17 protein-coding genes and 2 tRNA genes are annotated in these 21,065 nt (G+C 69.0%); 5 read left to right on the top strand and 14 right to left on the bottom strand.

All coding sequences use genetic code 11. The annotated features are described in order from the left end of the window. Positions 1-53 precede the first annotated feature (53 nt). On the top strand, positions 54-1,892 hold the full coding sequence (locus IEY81_RS24500) for a M48 family metallopeptidase (protein ID WP_189120490.1): 1,839 nt from the start codon (positions 54-56) through the stop codon (positions 1,890-1,892). Between the two features lie 296 nt (positions 1,893-2,188). On the opposite strand, the gene IEY81_RS21235 is transcribed toward IEY81_RS24500, so the two are convergent. Next, on the bottom strand, positions 2,189-3,085 hold the full coding sequence (locus tag IEY81_RS21235; RefSeq protein ID WP_189120489.1) for a GNAT family N-acetyltransferase: 897 nt from the start codon (positions 3,083-3,085) through the stop codon (positions 2,189-2,191). 78 nt (positions 3,086-3,163) lie between these two features. Between IEY81_RS21235 and valS the strand changes: the two genes are divergently transcribed. Further along, on the top strand, positions 3,164-5,812 hold the full coding sequence (gene valS / locus IEY81_RS21230) for a valine--tRNA ligase (protein ID WP_189120488.1): 2,649 nt from the start codon (positions 3,164-3,166) through the stop codon (positions 5,810-5,812). Positions 5,813-5,983: 171 nt separating this feature from the next. Here valS and IEY81_RS21225 read toward each other — a convergent pair whose 3' ends face one another. The 5 genes from IEY81_RS21225 to IEY81_RS21205 form a co-directional block, all read right to left on the bottom strand. Then, positions 5,984-6,916 (bottom strand): hypothetical protein, encoded by a 933-nt coding sequence (locus IEY81_RS21225; RefSeq protein ID WP_189120487.1) that lies wholly within the window; start codon positions 6,914-6,916, stop codon positions 5,984-5,986. A 140-nt stretch (positions 6,917-7,056) separates the two neighbouring features. Beyond that, entirely contained in the window at positions 7,057-8,349 is a 1,293-nt protein-coding gene (gene clpX, locus IEY81_RS21220; RefSeq protein WP_189120486.1) for an ATP-dependent Clp protease ATP-binding subunit ClpX, read from the bottom strand. A gap of 101 nt (positions 8,350-8,450) precedes the next feature. Then, positions 8,451-9,056 carry an ATP-dependent Clp protease proteolytic subunit gene (locus IEY81_RS21215; protein ID WP_189120485.1) on the bottom strand — a complete coding sequence of 202 codons (606 nt, stop codon included), beginning with the start codon at positions 9,054-9,056 and terminating at the stop codon, positions 8,451-8,453. Between the two features lie 4 nt (positions 9,057-9,060). Further along, positions 9,061-9,669 (bottom strand): ATP-dependent Clp protease proteolytic subunit, encoded by a 609-nt coding sequence (locus IEY81_RS21210; RefSeq protein ID WP_189120521.1) that lies wholly within the window; start codon positions 9,667-9,669, stop codon positions 9,061-9,063. 179 nt (positions 9,670-9,848) lie between these two features. Next, a complete protein-coding gene (locus IEY81_RS21205) occupies positions 9,849-10,832 on the bottom strand; it encodes a lipase family protein (protein WP_189120484.1) in 984 nt (327 codons plus the stop codon). A 154-nt stretch (positions 10,833-10,986) separates the two neighbouring features. On the opposite strand from IEY81_RS21205, the gene IEY81_RS21200 reads away from it, so the two are divergent. Continuing rightward, positions 10,987-11,796 (top strand): zinc ribbon domain-containing protein, encoded by an 810-nt coding sequence (locus IEY81_RS21200; RefSeq protein WP_189120483.1) that lies wholly within the window; start codon positions 10,987-10,989, stop codon positions 11,794-11,796. An 84-nt stretch (positions 11,797-11,880) separates the two neighbouring features. Here the strand turns inward: IEY81_RS21200 and tig are convergent, their stop codons facing one another. From tig to IEY81_RS21165, 7 genes are all read right to left on the bottom strand, one after another. Beyond that, positions 11,881-13,278, bottom strand: coding sequence for a trigger factor (tig, locus tag IEY81_RS21195; RefSeq protein WP_189120482.1), 1,398 nt, complete (start codon positions 13,276-13,278; stop codon positions 11,881-11,883). A gap of 69 nt (positions 13,279-13,347) precedes the next feature. Next, positions 13,348-13,420: transfer RNA gene (locus tag IEY81_RS21190), tRNA-Pro, on the bottom strand. A 35-nt stretch (positions 13,421-13,455) separates the two neighbouring features. Beyond that, positions 13,456-13,529 (bottom strand) — tRNA-Gly (locus IEY81_RS21185). 117 nt (positions 13,530-13,646) lie between these two features. Further along, entirely contained in the window at positions 13,647-14,723 is a 1,077-nt protein-coding gene (locus IEY81_RS21180; RefSeq protein ID WP_189120481.1) for a PP2C family protein-serine/threonine phosphatase, read from the bottom strand. Positions 14,724-14,789: 66 nt separating this feature from the next. Beyond that, entirely contained in the window at positions 14,790-15,632 is an 843-nt protein-coding gene (locus IEY81_RS21175) for an Fpg/Nei family DNA glycosylase (protein ID WP_189120480.1), read from the bottom strand. Between the two features lie 7 nt (positions 15,633-15,639). Beyond that, a complete protein-coding gene (locus tag IEY81_RS21170; RefSeq protein WP_189120479.1) occupies positions 15,640-16,158 on the bottom strand; it encodes a ribose-5-phosphate isomerase in 519 nt (172 codons plus the stop codon). Positions 16,159-17,126: 968 nt separating this feature from the next. Then, positions 17,127-18,068, bottom strand: a complete 942-nt coding sequence (locus tag IEY81_RS21165; RefSeq protein ID WP_189120520.1) for a GlxA family transcriptional regulator — start codon at positions 18,066-18,068, stop codon at positions 17,127-17,129. A 108-nt stretch (positions 18,069-18,176) separates the two neighbouring features. Between IEY81_RS21165 and IEY81_RS21160 the strand changes: the two genes are divergently transcribed. Next, positions 18,177-18,488 carry a putative quinol monooxygenase gene (locus IEY81_RS21160; RefSeq protein WP_158493150.1) on the top strand — a complete coding sequence of 104 codons (312 nt, stop codon included), beginning with the start codon at positions 18,177-18,179 and terminating at the stop codon, positions 18,486-18,488. Positions 18,489-19,120: 632 nt separating this feature from the next. After that, the gene (locus tag IEY81_RS21155) at positions 19,121-20,446 is read left to right on the top strand and encodes an ISL3-like element ISPfr2 family transposase (protein WP_189120478.1); all 1,326 of its coding nucleotides are present in this window, start codon (positions 19,121-19,123) and stop codon (positions 20,444-20,446) included. Positions 20,447-20,889: 443 nt separating this feature from the next. Here IEY81_RS21155 and IEY81_RS21150 read toward each other — a convergent pair whose 3' ends face one another. Further along, positions 20,890-21,036, bottom strand: coding sequence for an HNH endonuclease (locus IEY81_RS21150; protein ID WP_229788064.1), 147 nt, complete (start codon positions 21,034-21,036; stop codon positions 20,890-20,892). Positions 21,037-21,065: the final 29 nt, after the last annotated feature.

The raw sequence follows: 21,065 nt of genomic DNA, 5'->3' as shown, positions 1-21,065 counted from the left end.
CCCTCCCAGTGATCTCGGACTGAACCCCTCTCCCCCACAAGGGTCCACCCATCATGCGTACGCTCCGGGCCGCGCTCGCGGTCTCGCTCCTGGCCGTTGCCTACGTCGTGGCTGCCTTCGCACTGGTCGGTCAGCAGATCGCCCCGCGGCGCCGCACCCGGACGTCGAGCGATCCCGGCGGCCTACCGCTCAGCGAGGAGGACCAGCCCGGCCTGTGGGCCGAGGTGCGCCAGCTGGCAGCGAGCGCCGGGACCCGCGCGCCCGACGAGATCCGCCTCGTCCCCGACGTCAACGCGGCGGTCAGCGAGGAGACCAGCCTCCTCGGCCTGCGGACCGGCACGCGACGGATGTTCCTCGGCGTACCCCTCCTCCAGGGCCTCTCCCGCAACCAGCTCCACGCGGTGCTCGCCCACGAGCTCGGCCATCTCAGCACCACCCGATCGCGCCTCGGCGCGCTCGTCCACCGCAGCCGGCTGGCGATCGCCGAGGTCGCGGCAGGACTCACCAACCCGCTGGTGAAGCGGCCCATCCGGACGTACGCCCGGCTCTTCTTCGCTCTCACCCGGCCGCTCGCGCACGCTCACGAGATCGACGCCGACCGACTGAGCGCGAAGGTCGCCGGGGCGCAGACCGCGGCGACCACGCTGCGTACGCTGCCCGCGCTCGACGCCGCCTGGCGCATCTACGTGGAGCAGTACGTCGAGGCCGGCACCCACTACGGCCTGCGGCCCACACGCTTCTTCGACAACTTCACCCACCTGATGAGCGACCCTGCGCGGCTCGAGGAGCTCGCCCGGATCAGCGCGGACCCACCGGAGACGAAGACGTCTGCCTACGACTCGCACCCGCCGCTGCTGGAGCGGATCGAGCGGCTGGAGGCGATGGCGTCCGGGGACGACGCCGGCGACGGCTCCGGGGAGGATCGCTCCGGCAACGCCACCAGCATCCTGCGCTATCCACAGCAGTTCTTCCTCGCCCTCGAGGACAAGATCTTCGCCGGCTCCGGCCTGACCCCGGCCCCGATGGCCGAGATCGTGACCATCGCCGGCGCGCGGGCCGCCGCGCTCAGCTCCGAGACCCTCCTGGACGCGATGCGGGAGAACGCGATCGAGCCTGCGACCGTACGCGGCGCCCTCGACCTCATCGCCACCGGCAACCTGGACGCCCTGCTGGAGCTCGTCGAGACCGAGTCGGACGACCCGGCACAGGAGGCCGAGACGCGACGGAAGGTGATCGCGCGCCTCCTCGGCGCGGCGATCGCCCACGAGCTCGTCGGCGAGGAGAAGGCGCGCTACGAGCTCAGCTGGGCCGGCCCCTGGCGGCTCGTCGACATCGCCGGCCAGGAGGTCGACCCCGAGGAGCTCGCCTACCAGGCGCTCGGCTCCCCCGGCTACGCCGCCGCCCTCCGCGCCTGGGTCCACCAGCTCGACGCGAGGACCGAGCCGCAGTCGCAGACGGCTGCCCCCGACGAGCAGCCCGCCCCGGACGGCCCCGACGGCTTCATCGGCGCTCTGGCCCCCGTCTCCGGCGACGGCTTCCGTACGCTGCTGGTGACCCACGCCGGCCTGATGCTGCTCAAGCCCTCCGGCACCGACCGCCTCGCCACCGGCCTGGCCTCGGTGACCGCCGGCTCGCCCGGCAGGAAGCTGATCCAGCGCGCCCTGGACCGCCCCGCCGCCGAGCTCGCCTCCTCCGCCAACACGACCTTCGTCCCCTGGGACCAGATTCGCTCCCTCCACCTCCAGCAGCGCAGCAGCGGCCGCCGATCCGCCGACATCACCACCGCCACCGGCCACGGCTGGTCCCTCCGCTGGACCGACGCCGCAGAGACCGAAGGCCGCCTCTGGCCCGCCGTCGACCACTACCTCGCCCGCCGCTTCACCGTCGACTGAACCCTTCTTCCGCCGAGTCGGCGCATCTGCCCCAGAAATCTGCGCCGAGTCGGCGCAACTGCCCCGAGTGGTGAGGCAGACGCGCCGACTCGGCGTCACAGAACGGGGCAGACGCGCCGCCTCGGCGTCACAGAACGGGGCAGACGCGCCGCCTCGGCGTCACAGAACGGGGCAGACGCGCCGCCTCGGCGTCACAGAACGGGGCAGACGCGCCGACTCGGCGTCACAGAACGGGGCAGACGCGCCGACTCGACGTCATAGAACGGGGCAGATGCGCCGACTCGGCGGAGTGGGGGTCAGGGGACGAGGGTGTGGTTGGCCATGTCCACGAGCGGGCGGAAGCCGAGCTTGGCGTAGACGTGGTTGGAGACGGCGTTGTCGAGGTCGGTGTAGAGGCAGACGCGGGCGCCGCGCTCGAGCAGCAGCCGGGATGCCTCGGCGACGGCCGCGCTCGCATAGCCCCGGCCACGCCGGTCCGCGGGCGTGTAGACCGGTCCGACACGAGCCACGCCGAAGGCCGGCTCGTTGAAGGCGGTCAGGTGCACGACCTCGCCGCCGTCCTCCCAGAGCAGGATCCGACCCTCGTCGATCCGCTGGCGTACGTCGGCCTCGTCATGGTGCTCGTCGCCCTGGGCGCCGTCCGCGTTGCCGGCCTGCTCGCGGGCGGCGCGGCCGAAGTCGTTGATCCACTCCAGGCACACCTCGACGTCGGCGTACGTCGCCGCTCGCCCCCTCCCCGGCACCCCTTCCGGCACGGCCAGGTTGGCGAGCTCCCACAGCCGCGTCGACTGCGCCGTCCGGACCGAGCCGCCCCAGAGGCGGGCCGACTCCTCCGCGACGATGCGGGCGGCCGGAAGTGATCCGTTCACGCCGCCGGGGTGCTCGCCTCGCTCGTAGAGCGCCCGGGCAAGCCCGCGGGCGGCGTCCTCGCTGAGCGAGGAGACGAAGAGCGGGTGCGGCTCGAACGGCGCGGTGCGCATGGCCACCCCGACGACGTCGCCACCCTCGCCGCCCTCCCGCACTGTGGCCCACCACGCGTACGGCACGCCGTCCAGCCCATGCTCGGCCGCCCGGCTGGCGACGGTCGCGACGACGCTGACGGTGACCGCGTCGGCGCTCAGGTAGCCCTCCGCGGACTCCAGGAACACCGCCGGATCGTCGAAGAAGTCGAAGGACGCCTCAGCGTGGCTCATGACCGAAGCATGGCGAGTACGCAACGCCCGGCTCAACCGGTTTCGCGCCAGCAAGCGTGCGCCCATAGGATTTGCCTCATGACTGAGACCACGCCCACGCAGACCGCACCGGAGACGACTACGCCCGCTGAGCAGCGCGTAGTCGCCGTACCGGACAAGCCGGTCCTCGAGGGCCTGGAGTCCAAGTGGGCCGAGAAGTGGAAGAACGACAAGACCTACGCCTTCGACCGCACCCGGCCGCGGGAGAACGTCTATTCGATCGACACCCCGCCGCCGACCGTCTCCGGCAGCCTCCACGTCGGCCACGTCTTCTCCTACACCCACCCCGACCTGATCGCCCGCTTCCAGCGGATGAACGGCAAGTCGGTCTTCTACCCGATCGGCTGGGACGACAACGGTCTTCCCACCGAGCGACGGGTCCAGAACTACTTCGGTGTCCGCTGCGACCCGAGCCTGCCGTACGACCCCGACTTCACGCCGCCCGAGAAGCCCGACCCGAAGCGCCAGATCTCCATCAGCCGGCCCAACTTCGTCGAGCTGTGCAACCAGCTGGTCGTCGAGGACGAGAAGGTCTTCGAGGACCTGTGGCGCACGCTGGGCCTCTCCTTCGACTGGGACCAGCAGTACACGACCATCGGCAAGGTCTCCCAGACCGCCTCGCAGAAGGCGTTCCTGCGCAACCTGGCTCGCGGCGAGGCCTACCTGCAGGAGGCGCCGACCCTGTGGGACGTCACCTTCCAGACCGCTGTCGCCCAGGCCGAGCTCGAAGCCAAGGACTACCCCGGCTTCTTCCACCGCGTCGCCTTCCACCGGGTCTCGACAGGCTCGACCACCGCGGGCGACCCGGTCCACATCGAGACCACCCGCCCTGAGCTGATCCCGAGCGTCGTCGCGCTGATCGCGCACCCCGACGACGACCGCTACAAGGAGCTGTTCGGCAAGACCGTCACCAGCCCGATCTTCGGTGTCGAGATCCCCGTCCTGGCCCACGAGGCCGCGGAGATGGACAAGGGCGCCGGCATCGCGATGTGCTGCACCTGGGGCGACCTCACCGACGTCCAGTGGTGGCGCGAGCTCAACCTCCCCGCCCGCGCCCTGATCGGCCGCGACGGCCGCTTCTCCCGCGAGACGCCGGAGTGGATCACCTCCGAGGCGGGCGTCGCCGCCTACGAGGAGCTCAAGGGCAAGACCGTCCATTCGGCCCGTGAGGCCGTCGTCGCGATGATCCGCGAGTCCGGTGACCTCGACGGCGAGCCGAAGAAGACCCAGCGGATGGCCAACTTCTACGAGCGGGGCGACAAGCCGCTCGAGATCGTCGCCAGCCGGCAGTGGTACATCACCAACGGTGGCCGCAACCCCGAGCTGCGCGAGCAGTTGCTGGCCCGCGGCGGCCAGCTGACCTGGCTGCCCGAGCACATGCGCCACCGCTACGACAACTGGGTCGGCGGCCTCAACGGCGACTGGCTGATCTCGCGCCAGCGCTTCTTCGGCATCCCGTTCCCGGTCTGGTACGCGCTCGACGCCGAGGGCAACCCCGACTACGACAAGCCGCTGCTGCCGAGCGAGGACCAGCTCCCGATCGACCCGTCGACCGACGTCCCCGCCGGCTACGACGAGTCGCAGCGCGGCAAGCCCGGCGGCTTCCAGGGCGACCCCGACGTGATGGACACCTGGGCGACCTCCTCGCTGACCCCGCAGATCGCCGGCGGCTGGGAGTCCGACCCCGACCTGTTCAGCCGGGTCTACCCGATGGACCTGTGCACGCAGAGCCACGAGATCATCCGCACCTGGCTCTTCGGCCGCATCGTCCGCGCCCACCTCGAGGACGGCACCGTCCCGTGGAGCCACGCGATGATCGCCGGCTGGATCCTCGACCCCGACCGCAAGAAGATGTCGAAGTCGAAGGGCAACGTGGTCGTCCCGACCGAGATCCTCGACAAGTTCGGCGCCGACGCGGTCCGCTGGCGCGCCGCGCTGACCCGGCCAGGCATGGACTCGCCGTTCGACGAGACCCAGATGAAGGTCGGTCGCCGCCTGGCGATGAAGATCCTCAACGCCTCCAAGTTCGTCCTCGCCAACGTCGGCGCGAGCACCCTGAACCCGGTCGCGATCACCGAGCCGGTCGACTGCGCGCTGATGGCTCGCCTCAAGGAGACGATCACCAAGGCGACCGACGCTTTCACCGCGTACGACTACTCCACCGCGCTGGAGACCTCGGAGAAGTTCTTCTGGGAGTTCTGCGACGACTACCTGGAGCTGGTCAAGGAGCGCGCCTACGACGAGGACGGCGGCCTCGCCACCGAGTCGGCCCGTGCCACCCTGGCCACCGCCCTCCACGTCCAGCTGCGCCTGCTCGCGCCGTTCCTGCCGTACGTCACCGAGGAGGTCTGGTCGTGGTGGCAGACCGGTTCGATCCACACGTCCTCGTGGCCGCGTGAGCTCGAGCTCGGCACCGCTGCCGCCGCCGACCCGGCGGCGCTCGACGCCGTCGCGGCAACCCTGACCGGGATCCGCGGTGCGAAGTCGACGGCGAAGGTGAAGATGCGTCACCCGCTGGCCAAGGCCGAGGTCACCGGCCCGGCCAAGCTGGTCAAGGACGCCGAGTCGGCCGCCGCCGACCTCAAGCGCGTCGGCAACATCACCGGCGACCTGTTCTTCACCGTGGACGAGAACGCCACCGAGATCGCGGTGACCGCCGAGCTGGCCGAGGTGTCCGCCGAGGGCTGACCGACAGCGCCGGAACGACAGTCTGAACGGCAGTCTGAACGACGGAGCAGGCCCCGGACCGCGAGGCGGTCCGGGGCCTGCTTCGTCCCTCACTCTCCGGCCCAACGCCCGGGGGTGGGAATCGCTCGGCCGGTCACTCCGGCGTGGTGCGGGTCGCCTTCTGAGTGATCTCTACTGCACCGACTTCTCGGCGCACGTCTTCTCGTCCTTGCTGCCGTCCTTCGGCTCCTGCTCCGGCTTCGGCGCCTCCGCGGACGCGTCATCGGAGGGCGCAGCAGGATCGGTGGAGACCTCGGGGTCGGCTGCGGGCGACGACCCTACCGGGGTCTTGGGCTCAGCGCACGCCTGAGCGCATTCCGGCGTGGCCTCTGGCTTGCGCTTGCCACCCACGGCCCCCTCCTCGGCCCCGGCCCCGTCCTCGGCCCCAGGGAGCGTCTGCACGCCCTCGGCGATGGCGGCGGTGAGCTGGCAGGCGTCCTCGAGGATCTTCTCGGCCTCGGTCTCCCGCGCCGGGACGTCCTTCTCAGGCTGCTCGGGCTCTTCGGTGCGCTGGTCGGTCTCCCGCTCGGTCTTGGGCGGCACCTCGAGCGGAAGGGCATCGACTGGGACACCGGCGTCGGCCGCGATCAGCTGTCTCAGGAACATCGGCACGGCCTCGTCGACGGGGCGGGCGTCCTCCTCGGCCACGAACGGCCACAGCAGCGGCCCCATGATGCCGGGGATCGGCCCCACGGGCGGCACCAGCGCTGGCGGGGTCACCTCGTCCTCCCCCTCGCCGGGGTCGACAGGCGGCTCCTCCGGCTGCTGCGAGGGCGGCGCGTCCGGCTGCTCCCCCGCCGGCGCCGACGGCTTCGGGTCGGGCTTCTCGCCCTTCTTCCGCTCCGGCTCGGCGGGCTCGTCGCGGTCGCGCTCCACCTCAGTGGAGGGCGAGGTGCTGGGGATCGTGGAGACCCCGGAGACGTCCGGGTCGGGCGCCGGCGGGATCACCGTGAAGTCGGCCTGGCCCGCGAGCGTACGCGGCACTCGGTGCAGCGCGGAGGTGTCAGGACTGAGGGTCTGGATGATCACGAGCAGGCCGATGAGCACTACGGCGGCGTAGGCCATGACGGGGCCCCTCTGGAACCTCACGTGCCCACTTCCCTACCGAGTGACGGAGCTGGAAAGGTACAGATGATCATCAGTGCGTATTGTGTCCGACCGCCCGACCCGCCATGCGCCGGGTCGGGGAAAATAGCCCAAACGGACTAGGCCGACTTCTTCTTGGCTTCCTTCTCGCGCGTGACGAGGGTCGGCATCTCGCCGTCCTCGACCACCTCGCGGGTGACGATCACCTTGCCGACGTCACCGCGGGAGGGGACGTCGTACATCACGTAGAGGAGCACCTCTTCGATGATGGCTCGCAGACCTCGGGCGCCGGTGCCCCGCTCGAGCGCCTTGTCGGCGATCGCGGTGACGGCGTCCTCGGTGAACTCGAGGACGACACCGTCGAGGTCGAAGAGCTTCTGGTATTGCTTCACCAGAGCGTTGCGCGGCTCGGTCAGGATCTTCACCAGGGCCGTCTGGTCGAGCTTCTCGACGCTCGCGATCAGCGGCAGACGACCGATGAACTCCGGGATCAGGCCGAACTTGGTGAGGTCCTCGGGGCGGACCAGCTTGAGCAGGTCCTCGGCCTCCTTCTCGGCCTTGCCGCGGACCTCGGCGGTGAAGCCGAGGGTCTTCTTGCCGACCCGCTGCTCGATGATGTGCTCCAGACCGGCGAAGGCGCCACCCACCACGAAGAGGATGTTGGTGGTGTCGATCTGGATGAACTCCTGGTGCGGGTGCTTGCGGCCGCCCTGCGGCGGCACCGAGGCGGTGGTGCCCTCGATGATCTTCAGCAGCGCCTGCTGCACGCCCTCACCGGAGACGTCGCGAGTGATCGAGGGGTTCTCCGCCTTGCGGGCCACCTTGTCGATCTCGTCGATGTAGATGATGCCGGTCTCGGCCTTCTTGACGTCGTAGTCAGCGGCCTGGATCAGCTTGAGGAGGATGTTCTCGACGTCCTCACCGACGTAGCCGGCCTCCGTCAGCGCGGTGGCGTCGGCGATCGCGAACGGGACGTTGAGCATCCGAGCCAGGGTCTGCGCGAGATAGGTCTTGCCGCAGCCGGTGGGGCCGATCACCAAGATGTTGGACTTGGCGACCTCGACCTGCTCCTCCTTGGCGTGCTTGCCGGGGCCCTGCGGGCCGCCGGGCTGCAGACCGGCCTGGACGCGCTTGTAGTGGTTGTAGACCGCCACGGCGAGCGACTTCTTCGCCTGCTCCTGGCCGATCACGTAGGAGTTGAGGAAGTCGAAGATCTCCTTCGGCTTGGGGAGATCGGCGATCTCCACCTCGGAGCCCTCGTTGAGCTCCTCCTCGATGATCTCGTTGCAGAGGTCGATGCACTCGTCACAGATGTAGACGCCGGGACCCGCGATGAGCTTCTTGACCTGCTTCTGGCTCTTCCCGCAGAAGGAGCACTTCAGCAGGTCACCTCCGTCGCCGATGCGTGCCACGCGTGGCCTTCCTTCCCCGACTAGGTGCTGCTAGGTCCGAATAGTTACTGACGGTACCCCGCGCCGCGCCTCCAGTGTGGGAGCGGCGCGGGGCCCGAAGGTCAAACGAGCTGCGGCGTCTTGAGCGACTCGAGGACGGAGTCGATCAGGCCGTACTCCACCGCCTGCTCGGCGGTGAGGATCTTGTCGCGCTCGATGTCCTTGCTGACCTCGTCCATCGACTTGCCGCTGTGGTCGGCGATCATCTTCTCGAGCAGCTCGCGCATCCGCAGGATCTCGTTGGCCTGGATCTCGATGTCCGAGGTCTGGCCGAAGGTGCCCTCGGTGTAGGGCTGGTGGATCAGGATGCGGCTGTTGGGCAGCGCCATCCGCTTCCCGTGGGCACCCGCGCCGAGCAGGATCGCGGCGGCCGAGGCGGCCTGACCGATGCACACGGTCTGCACGTCCGGCTTGATGAACTGCATCGTGTCGTAGATCGCGGTGCAGGCCGTGAACGAGCCGCCGGGGCTGTTGATGTAGATCGAGATGTCCTGGTCCGGGTTCATCGACTGCAGGCAGAGCAGCTGGGCGATGACCGCGTTCGCGACGTCGTCGCTGATCGGGGTGCCCAGGTAGATGATCCGGTCCTCGAAGAGCTTGGCGTAGGGGTCGATGCGGCGGACGCCGTACGACGTACGCTCCTCCCACTGCGGGATGTAGTAGTTCATGTCCTCAGTCCTTCTTGTGGGCGGGGCGGCCCTCGTCGGAGGCTTCCTTCGCGCTCTTGATGACCTGGTCGACCAGGCCGTAGTCGAGCGCTTCGGCCGCGGTGAACCAGCGGTCACGGTCGGCGTCGGCAGTCACCTGATCGACGCTCTGGCCGGTGTGTTCGCTGATCAGGTCGAGCAGCACCTTCTTGATGTGCAGGGACTGCTGGGCCTGGATCTTGATGTCGGAGGCCGAACCGCCCATGCCCGAGGAGGGCTGATGCATCATGATCCGCGCGTGCGGGAGCGCGTAGCGCTTGCCCTTCGCGCCGGCGCAGAGCAGGAACTGGCCCATCGAGGCTGCCAGGCCCATGCCGACGGTGGCGACGTCGTTGGGGATGTAGTTCATCGTGTCGTAGATGGCCATGCCGGCATCCACGGAGCCACCGGGGCTGTTGATGTGAAGGAAGATGTCAGCCTCGGGGTCCTCCGCGGAGAGCAGCAGGAGCTGCGCGCAGATCGCGTTCGCGTTCTGGTCGCGGACCTCGGAGCCGAGGAAGACGATGCGCTCCCGCAGCAGTCGGTTGTAGATGTTGTCGTCGAGAAGGCTCAGACCACCGCCGTTGCCGCCCAGGCTCGGGGAGAGCCCTGGGGCACCGGCGTGAGCGTCAGCCGCGCTGGAGTCGATGTTCACAGGATCGACACTAGCCGCCACATCCAGTCGATCCACGGCAGGTGTGCCATTGTTCGCCGACGGCGTATTCCACGGCGCCCGCTCAGGCGCCCGCGGTCCGCTCGCAGTCCACCCTGGGGTCAGGCGAGCCAGCGCAGCAGGGCGTCGTGCACGGCCGGGTGGTTCGACAGCGGTGCCTCGGCGGTCGACAGGGTGAAGCGCTCCGCGGTCGGGAAGAGATCGCGGACCCGTCGCGAGCGCAGCGGCGTCTTGTGCCGCCACCACAGCATCTCCCCGAAGAGACGCCCGACCCGGTTGGGCCGGGAGGTCGACTTGTCGGTGACCAGCAGGTAGTCCACGTCCGGACGCGGCGGCAGCATCGCCTCGTCGGCGCCGACCACGGCGATGCCCGCGAGATGCTCGTCGAGCTGCTTGCCGACGCCGCTCGAGACCGGTGCGGAGGTGACCGCGTAGGGGGTCGTGCCGAGGGCGATCAGCTCGGAGACGTACGCCGTCCAGGGCCGTGCGCCCGAGGTGGCCACCCCGAGCGCGTTGCGCGCGACAAGGCCACCACCGGCGTACCCGACCAGGACGATGCGCGGCGATCCCGGCAGGGCGTCCACGCACTCCTGGATGCGGCTGCTGAGCGCCACCGCGGCGGGCACCGACCTGCTGCCCGGCGAGACGTGCACGTGCAACGGCATCCAGCCGAGCAGCTCGGCCAGGCGGGCGGCGTAGGTGGCGCCGGTCGTCCGGGTGCCCTCCTCCCAGACCTTCTCGTCCTTGCCGGCCGGCGGGATCAGGACGAGCACCCGGGGGCTCGTCCCGGCGGGCTGGGCGCCGGCCCACTCCTCAGCGCTGACCGCGCGGCCCTCGTGACGGATGGCGACGTCGGGGTCGGACTCCGTCGAGACGACGCCGCGGACGATCGGGGTCGCGAGCGCGAACGGCACCGCGAGCGGGCGCCTCGCGAAGGCGGTGATCCGCCAGGCGAGCTTGGCCAGGCCGACGAGACCGGCCACCCTGCCTGGCCCACGGTCGAGCTCGTCACGGCTCTCGGGGTCGACCGGGTCGTCCTCGACGTTGAGGACCACGGCACGGACGGTCTCGGGGCTGGAGCTCACGCTGGAAGCGTAGAGCCTGCACCCCGGTGGCACACCGAACTGTGCCGACGAGCCGTCGGACACGTGTCTCACTTCACAGGTCGGCCCGAAGATTCCGTACGTTTGCGTTCACTCGCAGGTATGGTGTGGGTGATGCTGTTGTTACTGGTGGTGCGTGACGATCGCGACCTTCGCAGTGATCGCCGGACGGGGAGGGGGTGGCGGCGCGGTGAGCGACGAGAAGGATCAGGGCTGCCCGTCGTGTGGCGATCCGGTGCTGCCGGGTGCCGTCTACTGCATCGGCTGCGGTGCCCCGCTGCTGGCTCCGCCGGAGCAGCACCGACCGCTCTTCGTCGACGAGATCGGCGAGGAGCAGCTCGTGCACCGCACCCGGACGTTCTTCTTCGACGACGCACCCCCGCCACCGCCTGCGCGTAGGAGTCGCACCGGTCCGATCCTGGTGATGATCGCGCTGCTCGTCATCGTCGCCGGCGTGCTCGGCTTCGTCTTCGGCAAGGACGGGCTCAGGCTGGGGCTCGAGCAGTCCGAGGCGGGCCCGACGCCGAGCCCCGCTCCCAGCGCACCGGTCAGCGAAGCCTCCATCGACCCGGACGCGCCGCCGGAGAACCAGCTCCTGCGCATCTCCCGCCTCGACACCGAGGCCGCCAGCAGGCTGATCGGCACCTGGATCCCGCAGCTCGCCGCGGTCGGGGCCGGCGACGGCGGCGACGCCGACTGGCACCAGGCGCTCTCGCGCTACCAGAGGATCAAGGCCGACCATCCCGACGTGCTGCTGCTCGACACCGGCGAGTGGCCCAGCTCGTACGTGAAGTCCGGGATGTACGCCGTCGTCGTCCCCCGCCCCAGCGACACCTCGGCGCCGGCGCTGGAGTGGTGCGTCGAGCAGGGGCTGGCGAAGACCGACTGCGCGGCCAAGCACCTGGAGGTCTCCGGCGACCCGACGGACAACTACGACGCGCAGTGACACCGCACGCCTCGGAGAAGGCGGCAGAGAAGACGACAGCGCCCCTGCCGTGCGGCAGGGGCGCTGTGACGTACGTCTGACAGATCAGGCGTCGGCCTTCTCGTCGGCGGCCTCGGCGTCGGCGGCTTCGGCGTCAGCCTCGGGCTCGTCCTCACCGATGGTGCCGTCGGGGCGCAGGTTCTTCAGCTCGACGTGGTTGCCGGACTCGTCGGTGACCTTGGCGGCCTCGACCAGCTGGGCGAGCGCCTTGCCGCGCAGGATCTCCTGGACCAGCTCGGGCACGTGGTTGTGCTCGAGCATGTGGTTGACGAACTCCTGCGGGTCCTGACCGGACTGCTGCGCACGGCGCATCATGTGCTCGGTCAGCTCCTGCTGCTCGACCCCGATCTCCTTCTCCTTGGCGATCTGGTCGAGGATCAGCTGAGCGGCGACGGCGTCACGAACGCGGCGCTCGAGGTCGGCCTCGAACTCCTCGATCGTCTGGCCCTCGTCCTCGAGGTACTTGTCGAAGGTGAGGCCGGCCATGCCGAGCTGCTGCTCGATGCCCTGGCGACGCGCGTTGAGCTCGTCGGCGACGATCGTCTCCGGCAGCGGGATCTCGACCTTCTCGAGGAGGGCCTCGAGGACGGCGTCACGGGCGGCAGCGGCCTGCTCGAGGCGCTTGCCGTTGCCGAGGCGGGCGCGAACGTCCTCCTCGAGCTCCTTGACCGTGTCGAACTCGCTGGCGAGCTGCGCGAAGTCGTCGTCGTACTCCGGGAGCTCCTGCTCCTGAACCTGGTTGACGGCGACGTTGACGTCGACCTCCTGGCCGACCAGCTCACCGCCGACGAGGGTGCTCTTGAAGTCGGTGGCCTCGCCGGCCGACAGGCCGGTGATGGCCTCGTCGAGACCGTCGAGCATGCCGCCCTTGCCGACCTGGTAGCTCATGCCGACGGCCTCAGCGCCCTCGACGTCCTCGCCGTCCTTGGTGGCCTTCAGGTCGATGACCACGAAGTCACCGTCGGCGGCGGCGCGCTCGACGTCCTTGAGGGTGCCGAAGCGCTCACGCATCGCCTGGATCTGCTCCTCGACGTCCGCGTCGGTGAGCTCGATGTCGTCGACCTTGGCCTCGATGCCCTCGTAGTCGGGCAGCGTGATCTCGGGCTTCACGTCGACCTCGGCGGTGAACTCCAGCGCCTCGTTGTCCTCCAGCTTGGTGACCTCGATCTCGGGCTGCGCGAGCGGCTCGAGCGAGTTCTCCTGGAGGGCCTCGAAGTACTTCTCCGGGAGGACGTTGTTGACCGCCTCGGAGAGCACCGCACCGCGGCCGACCTGCTTGTCGATCACCTGGGGCGGGACCTTGCCACGGCGGAAGCCGGGGACGTTGATCTGCTGGGCGATCTGCTTGTACGCCGCGTCGAGGCTCGGCTTGAGCTCCTCGAAGGGCACCTCGACGGTCAGCTTGGCCCGGGTCGGGCTCAACGTCTCGACGGCGCTCTTCACAGGGTGTCTCCTGTCGTTTGTTTCTGAGAATGGTGTCGCGTGCAGGGCTGTAAAAATTCGAGGGAGATGTCGGGGCGACAGGACTCGAACCTGCGGTCTCCTGCTCCCAAAGCAGGCGCGCTAGCCACTACGCTACGCCCCGTCAAGGGCCCCTCCCCAATCAGCGGGAATGGCACTTGGAGCGGATGACGGGAATCGAACCCGCGTAATCAGTTTGGAAGACTGAGGCTCTACCATTGAGCTACATCCGCGCACGCGAGAGCCAGCGCCCTCGTGCGACCCGCGAAATCCTGCCATAGATCTGGCTCACACCTGTAACCGGCTCCCCTACTGGCCGGTTCTCGCCGTGGTTTTCGGGGTTCGGCGACTCAGCGGCGTCCGACCGCGACCAGCGCACGGTCGTCGGAGCTGGGGCTCAGCCCCTCGAGCAGGCGCAGCGCTCCCCCACCTCGTCCGGTGAGGGCGAGGTGGTCGGCGGTGGCGACGAGGTTGCCGATGCCGTGCTCCAGGTCGACCCCGCGGGCCTCGACCACACCGTCGGTGTAGAGCATCACCATGTCGCCGACCCCGAGCACGCCTGCGCAGACCTCGAACTCGACGTCGTCGATGAGACCGAGCACCGGCCCGTCGCTCTGGGTCTCCTCCCAGCGGCCGGTGGCGGCGCGGCGTACGAGTGCGGGCGGGTGGCCGGCCGTGCGGATCTCGTACGCCCCGCTGTCGAGGTCGAGGGAGAGGTAGACCGCCGTGGCGAAGCCCTCCTGCCAGTCCTGACGGAGCAGGTACTTGTTGGCCGCCGGCAGGAACTCGGCCGGCGGGAGTGCACCGAGGAGTCCGCCGAACGCGGCCGAGAGCTGCAGGGCCCGGGTCCCGGCACGTACGCCCTTGCCGGAGACGTCGATGACCACGACCTCGAGGCGGTCGTCCACCTTCACGGCGATGACCAGGTCACCGGCGAACTTGGTGCCGCCGGCCGGCAGGACCGCCGAGTCGGCGAGCCAGCCGGGGGGCAGCTTGGGGATCACGCCCTGGTCGAGCCGCGTGGTCAGGTCGAAGAACATCCGGTCGTGGCTCAGCCCGCCGACGCCGAGCTCGCTGCGCCGCATCGCCATCAAGAGCACGATCAGGCCGAGCACGAAGTGCACCACGATGGCGGCGGCGTCGCGGTCGGAGAGGGTGATCCGGCTCGCGGCGACCACGATCATCACCATCACGAAGACGACGAACCAGCTGAGCGTACGCGGCCCGAGCAGGATCGCGCCGAGCAGCAGCGGCACGGTGAGCACCGCCACCGGGACCACCTGCAGCCAGCCCGTCTGGGCGGCCGCCAGGACGGTCAGGACGATCGTGAAGAGCCCGAGCCAGAGCACCGCCCGCAGCTCCGGATCACGGAATCTGCGGCGGATGGCACTGCTCCGCAGGCGGTCTGCGAAGGCATGGCTCGACATGGCCTCACTCTAGGTCTCGAGGTGGGAGCTGCGTGGTCGTTCTAGCAGGCCGGAGAGTAGTGCCGGCTACTTATCTACGCTTGTCCGGGGCCGGTAGGTGCGCTGGCACTTCGGGCACCAGAAGAGGTTGCGCTGCTGCAGCTCGGTGGTGCGTACGCTCGTGCCGCACACCAGGCACGGCTGGCCGTGCCGGCGGTAGACGTAGACCTCGCCGCCGTGGTCGTCCTTGCGCGGCGGACGTCCCATCGCCTCGGGCGTGTGCTCGAAGCGGACGGTGTCGATACGGTTCTTCTCGACGCCGTCCTTCATCAGCTCGACCAGGTCGGCCCAGATGGCATCCCACTGCTTGCGGCGCAGGGTGTTGCCCGGCCGCATCGGGTCGATCCGGTGCCGGAAGAGCACCTCGGCCCGGTAGACGTTGCCCACGCCGGCCAGCACGGACTGGTCCATCAGCAGCGCACCGATGGAGGTGCGGCTGCGGCTGATCCGCAGCCACGCCCGGTTGGGTTCGGCGTCGTCGCGCAGCGGGTCCGGCCCGAGCTTCGCGACCACCACGTCCCGCTGGGCCGCGGTGACCAGGTTGCAGGTCGTGGCGCCGCGCAGGTCCGCGTACGTCTCGCTGCCGACCAAGCGCAGGCGGACCTGGCCGACCGGGAGCGGTGGCTCGGCGGCGTAGGGCTTGAGGTCGAGCTTGCCGTAGAGCCCGAGGTGGATGTGGACGTACTGCTCGCCGGGGAACTCGACGAACAGCTGCTTGCCCCACGCCTCGGCGCCGGTGACGACCTGGCCGTCGAGCAGCGCCGCCGAGTCGGCGAACCGCCCCTGCGGACTGCTGACCCGGACCTGTTCCCCGGCGAACGCATCGCTCAGGTCTAGCGCGAGACGGTGAAGAGTGTGCCCCTCGGGCATCGGCGGGTCAGTCCTGGTCCTCGGCCGGCCCCAGGCCCTTGGCCGAGTCAGGAAGCGGGGGACGTACGCCGTCGGCGTCGTAGGCGTGGAGCTGCTCGATGCGGCGCGCGTGCCGCTCCTCCTCGCTGAACGGCTCGGCCAGGAAGATCTCGACGAACCTCGTCATGTCCTCGAGACTGTGCATCCGACCACCGACCGCGACCACCTGCGCGTTGTTGTGGTCGCGCGCGAGCTTCGCCGTCTCCTCGCTCCAGGCGAGCGCACAGCGGATGCCGGTCACCTTGTTGGCAGCCATCTGCTCACCATTGCCCGATCCACCGATCACGACCCCGAGGCTGTCCAGCCCCTGCTCCCGGTCGCGCCGAACACCCTCGGCCGCCCGGATGCAGAAGACCGGGTAGTCGTCGAGTGCGTCATAGACGAACGGGCCATGGTCGACAGGCTCATAGCCGAGCTCCGTCAGACGGTTGATCAGATGAGACTTGAGTTCGAGACCGGCGTGGTCACAACCGATGTGGACGCGCATACCCCCATCTTCTCCTACCTCGCGCTCATCCTCGGATTCGGCGCCCCGGTGGTCGATCCTGTTGAGACCTGACCCCCGGTGGCCGAGCCTGTCGAGACCACGCGCGTGCGGACATCGCCAAGCGGCTGTGTTTCGTTCCCAGGTTCGCCGCCGACCCGATCTCCCAGTGTCTCTCGATCACGCGCCGCGTCAAGGACGCCCTTCGGACGCCGCTTGCGCGGTGGCCTCCGGCCATCCTTGACCCGGCACCCGATCGAGAAAGATCTCCGCCAATATCGGGGCGGCGGCGAGGGGTGTGGCGCGGGCTCATGAAGCTTCGAAAGCGACGACGTCGAGTCTTGGCAGGGACCACTCGCCTCCGCTGGTGAAGCCGCCGGAGCCCCTAGGCAGAGGAGTGTCGAAACCCCAGTACCGGAGGTCGAGCTTGTCGAGACCACCCTCTGCGAAAGATCAGCCCGGTGGTGCGCAACAGAGCGGGGCCGGGTTGCTCGAAGAGGGATCTCGACAAGCTCGACCACCGAGGTGGGGTGCAAGCGCCTGCCAGTTTCCTGGTCGGTCGTCCCTCCGTCACCAGCAAATGGGCTCTTCCCAGATGAGGGTGTAGGTCGGTCGGGCGCGTCGGTCCGCAGATAGAAGTCTCCCGACGATGGAGGTTCCTACGCCATCCATCCGAAAGACCTCGACGTGACCGACACTACCCCGCCGGCCGGCTTCGGCCGCCCTGACCTGACTGCCTTCGCGGCTCATCCCAATCGACCCTGATCGGGTCTGCTGACCCCCTCGACGAGAACGCAGCGACATCACAGCCACCCAACCCCGACCGTCCGGGAAGCTGGGGCACGTCACACGGCCTGTGCTGCGGGCGTGTCGAGTGGGTCGTCCAGGGGCGACGCAGGAGCGTCGACGCGACGTGCTGAGAGATGGTTCCAGTCGAGCGCTAGGACACCGGCTACAGGCATGGCGATAGGTCAGGAACGGCGTCGCTCCCTGCGCAGGAGGGAGCGCAGAGTCTCGGCGTTCGCGTAACCGACCCGTAGCGCGATCTCGGCGGAGGTGAGGTCCGTGGTTGCTGAGAGGTGCCGAGCTCGTTCGATGCGAAGCCGTTGGACGAAGCCGAGCGGAGTGAGGTTGAGCGCCGCACGGACTCGTCGTTCGAGGGTGCGCCGGCTGGTGCCGAGCGACTGCGCGACGAAGGCGACGTTGAACGGTTCGTCCAGGCGGGCGCGCACGAAGCGTTCGAACTCGACGACGATCGGGTCCTCGTGCCGGAGATGTTCGTAGGCGACGAAGGCCGCCTGCGACGGGCGCTCGTCGATGATGAGGAGCTTGGCGACATGTTGGGCCAGGTCGGGGCTGATCGATCGCACGAGTGAGAGCGCGAGGTCGATGTGGGCGAAGGCGGCGCCGGCGGTGACGAGGTTCCCGTCGACCACGACCATGGTGTCGAGATCGAGGGCGACGGTCGGATAGCGCTTCAGGAACTCCGGCCCCAGGAACCAGCTGGTCGTCGCCCGCCGATGATGCATCCGTCCGGTCTCGGCGACAGCGAACACGCCGGTGCACGCCGCGGCGATCCGGGTGGTCGCGTCGTCGAGGCGCCCGAGCGAGGCGATGACCGAACGAGCATCTCGGCTCTGGAGGGCGTCGTTGGTAGCGGCGGCCGTGAGGGTTCCAAGCGCAGGGACGACGACAACGTCGAACTCTGCGGACTCCGACAGCGGGTGGTCCACCGACAGGGTCATCGATGTTGTCGTGGTCACTCGCCGTTTCGGTCCGAGGATGGCGAGTTCGATCGGGTCGATCCGCGGGTCGACATCGCCGCGGGCTCCTTCGGCCACCCGCACGATGTCGATGATCGACGCGACAGCCGAACCGAAGCAGCCGTCGATCGCGATCAGTCCGATACGCATGGCGTGAACAATAGCAATACTGTCGTATGCGGCACTTCTCACATGCCCTTGCTCGTCATACGCTGAACTCGCTTCACCAAGAAACCTCGACACCTAGGAGAACCCCTCATGTCCACACCCGCATCACTTCCGTATGCCTTCGTCGCCAAGATCGTCGCGGCCGATGGACAGCACGACGCGGTCGCCGATCTGCTCGCCGGCGCTGTCGCGCTCGCCAACGAAGAGGTAGGAACGATTGTCTGGTTCGCGGTCAGGACCCACGCCGACACCTTCTGGATCTTCGATGCATTCCCCGACGAGGCCGCTCGCGACGCCCACGCCAACGGCGCCATCGTCGCAGCCCTGACGGCCAACCAGCACCTCCTCGGCGCGGCACCCGAGATCCTGGCGGCCGACGTCCTCGCGTCCAAGCTCCCGTAGTCCGCCAACGCACGAGACGATCTCGCCCCGCCGAGCCGCCGCCAGGTCGCGACGCAACGCCACGCTGCGTTGCCGAGCGGTGCGAGGCCTATCGGCACACGGACAGGATGCCGGCCGCGAGCGCTCAGCCGGCAAGGGGTCCGTCGCAGAGGAGAGCGACGTCGGTGTCGGGCAGAGCCGTGAGGCCAGCGCATCGCGCGACCACCAGAACCGAACCGCCCCTGCCCTGCGTTTGCGCAGGTCAGGGGCTGTTCGCCGGAGCCGCCTGTCGGAATCGAACCGACGACCTAATCACGTCGGCTTTGCGTCTATCGCTTGATGCGCCCATTGGGCGAACGAGCCGCTGACCTGCGCGAACGCCGAGCGTGGGGGACGCCGCCATCCGGTGGTGACCGACGACGACCGACCAGTACCGACCGTTTCACCGGAGCTTGCGGCGGCGTCGAAGCCGAGCAAGCTCCATTCCTTTAGCTCACCGCGCCCTCCTCCTCGCCGGTCCCGTCGTCGTCGAAGACGTTTCAGGGGTCTTCTCAGATGACGGTGTAGGTCGGCCGGGCGCGTCGGTCCGCAGATAGACGTCGAGGTCTCCCGACGACGGAGGTTCCTACGCCATCCATCCGAAGGACCTCGACGTGTCCGACGCTACCCCGCCGGCCGGCTTCGGCCGCCCTGACCTGACCGCCTTCGCTCGACTCGACGGCCTCGGTCTGAGCGTGACCGGACAACGACTTGAACCGGATCGTGCGGTCCTCGCGTGCCGCGTGGTGGAACCAGATCAGTGGTGCCGACGGTGCGGCAGCGAAGGCGCTGCTCGTGACACCGTGATCCGGCGGTTGGCCCACGAGCCGCTGGGCTGGCGACCGACCGTGCTGGAAGTTGTAGTGCGCCGCTACCGCTGTGCCGACTGCGGACACGTGTGGCGCCAAGACACCAGCGCCGCGGCGGAGCCACGCGCGAAGCTCTCGCGCACCGGGCTGCGGTGGGCGCTGGAAGGGATCGTGGTCGCACACCTCACCGTCGCCCGTGTCGCCGAGGGACTCGGGGTCGCGTGGGACACCGCCAACAACGCGGTCCTGGCTGAAGGCAAGCGGCTGCTGATCAACGACCCCACGCGGTTCGAGGGCGTGAAGGTCATCGGCGTCGATGAGCACCTCTGGCGCCACACCAAGCGTGGCGACAAGTACGTCACCGTGATCATCGACCTCACCCCGGTCCGCGATGGCGCCGGCCCAGCAAGGCTGCTGGACATGGTCGAGGGCGGGTCGAAGGCGGCGTTCAAGACCTGGCTCGCCGACCGCGACGACGCCTTCCGTGACGCGGTCGAGGTGGTCGCGATGGACGGCTTCACCGGGTTCAAGACCGCCGCTGCGGAGGAGATCCCGGACGCGGTCACGGTGATGGATCCCTTCCACGTCGTGCGCCTGGCCGGTGACGCCCTCGACAGGTGCCGGCGCCGGGTCCAACTCGCGATCCACGGGCACCGTGGGTTCAGGAACGACCCGCTCTACAAGTCGCGGCGCACGCTGCACACCGGCGCGGACCTGCTCACCGACAAGCAGAGCGACAGGCTACGCGCGCTGTTCGTTGATGACGCTCACGTCGAGGTCGAGGCGACCTGGGGTGTCTACCAGCGCATGATCGCCGCCTATCGCCACGAGAACCGGCAACGTGGCCGCGAGCTCATGGAGAAGCTGATCACCGACCTCAGCGCCGGCGTCCCCAAGGTGCTCACCGAGCTCACCACCCTGGGCCGGACCCTGAAGAAGCGAGCCGCTGACGTGCTCGCCTACTTCGAACGACCCGGCACCAGCAACAGGCCGACCGAGGCGCTCAACGGACGGCTCGAACACCTGCGCGGCTCCGCACTCGGGTTCCGCAACCTGACCAACTACATCGCCCGAAGCCTGCTCGAGACCGGCGGCTTCAGACCCCAACTCCTACACCCCCGATTGGGATGAGCCACCAAATGGAGGCATGTCGAGACCAACACAGCCGGCTTCCCAGCCGATCTCGTCGAGACCACCCTCCGCAGAAGATCAGGCCGATGGGTGCGCGACAAGCCGGGGCGCCGGCGTCGCTTGAAGAGGGGTCTCGACAGGCTCGACCACCGGAGTGAGGTGCGAGCCCCGTCCGCGTTCCTCGCCGTCAAGCCGCCGGATCTGTGGGCGAAGGCGTGCCGAGCCCAGCACAATCCGCTTCCCGGTCGGTCGCGTCGGAACCCAGGCCCTGGAGGCCCCCGGTGGTCGGCACCGGTGGTCGAGCTTGTCGAGACGACCCTCTGCGAAAGATCTGCTCGGTGGCCCACGACAGACCGGGGGCTCGGCGTTCCTCAAGGAGAGGTCTCGACAAGCTCGACCACCGGAGGGTCGGGTCTCGCCGCACTCCACCACCGAGAGGTGGGTCAGAGGGTGCGCCGGGTGAATCGGATCTGCCCGTTGGGCAGCCGTTCGTGGTCGTAGTGTGGATCGTGGATCCGCCGGTGGTCGCTCGGACACAACAAGACCATGTCGGCGAGATTAGTCTTGCCGCCTTCGGACCAGGGTTTCAGATGGTGGGCTTCGGTCCAGGCTGCTGGTG

Source organism: Nocardioides luteus (assembly GCF_014648595.1).
In the GTDB taxonomy this organism is placed as follows: Bacteria; Actinomycetota; Actinomycetes; order Propionibacteriales; family Nocardioidaceae; genus Nocardioides; species Nocardioides luteus.
This window is presented reverse-complemented; position numbering and strand designations above follow the sequence as displayed.

What these genes read in the sequence shown, in the direction of transcription:
- IEY81_RS24500 (WP_189120490.1), top strand. Translation starts at nt 54, where the DNA reads ATGCGTACGCTCCGGGCCGCGCTCGCGGTCTCGCTCCTGGCCGTTGCC.
- IEY81_RS21235 (WP_189120489.1), bottom strand. Translation starts at nt 3,085, where the DNA reads ATGAGCCACGCTGAGGCGTCCTTCGACTTCTTCGACGATCCGGCGGTG.
- valS (WP_189120488.1), top strand. Translation starts at nt 3,164, where the DNA reads ATGACTGAGACCACGCCCACGCAGACCGCACCGGAGACGACTACGCCC.
- IEY81_RS21225 (WP_189120487.1), bottom strand. Translation starts at nt 6,916, where the DNA reads ATGGCCTACGCCGCCGTAGTGCTCATCGGCCTGCTCGTGATCATCCAG.
- IEY81_RS21215 (WP_189120485.1), bottom strand. Translation starts at nt 9,056, where the DNA reads ATGAACTACTACATCCCGCAGTGGGAGGAGCGTACGTCGTACGGCGTC.
- IEY81_RS21180 (WP_189120481.1), bottom strand. Translation starts at nt 14,723, where the DNA reads ATGTCGAGCCATGCCTTCGCAGACCGCCTGCGGAGCAGTGCCATCCGC.
- IEY81_RS21175 (WP_189120480.1), bottom strand. Translation starts at nt 15,632, where the DNA reads ATGCCCGAGGGGCACACTCTTCACCGTCTCGCGCTAGACCTGAGCGAT.
- IEY81_RS21170 (WP_189120479.1), bottom strand. Translation starts at nt 16,158, where the DNA reads ATGCGCGTCCACATCGGTTGTGACCACGCCGGTCTCGAACTCAAGTCT.
- IEY81_RS21165 (WP_189120520.1), bottom strand. Translation starts at nt 18,068, where the DNA reads ATGCGTATCGGACTGATCGCGATCGACGGCTGCTTCGGTTCGGCTGTC.
- IEY81_RS21160 (WP_158493150.1), top strand. Translation starts at nt 18,177, where the DNA reads ATGTCCACACCCGCATCACTTCCGTATGCCTTCGTCGCCAAGATCGTC.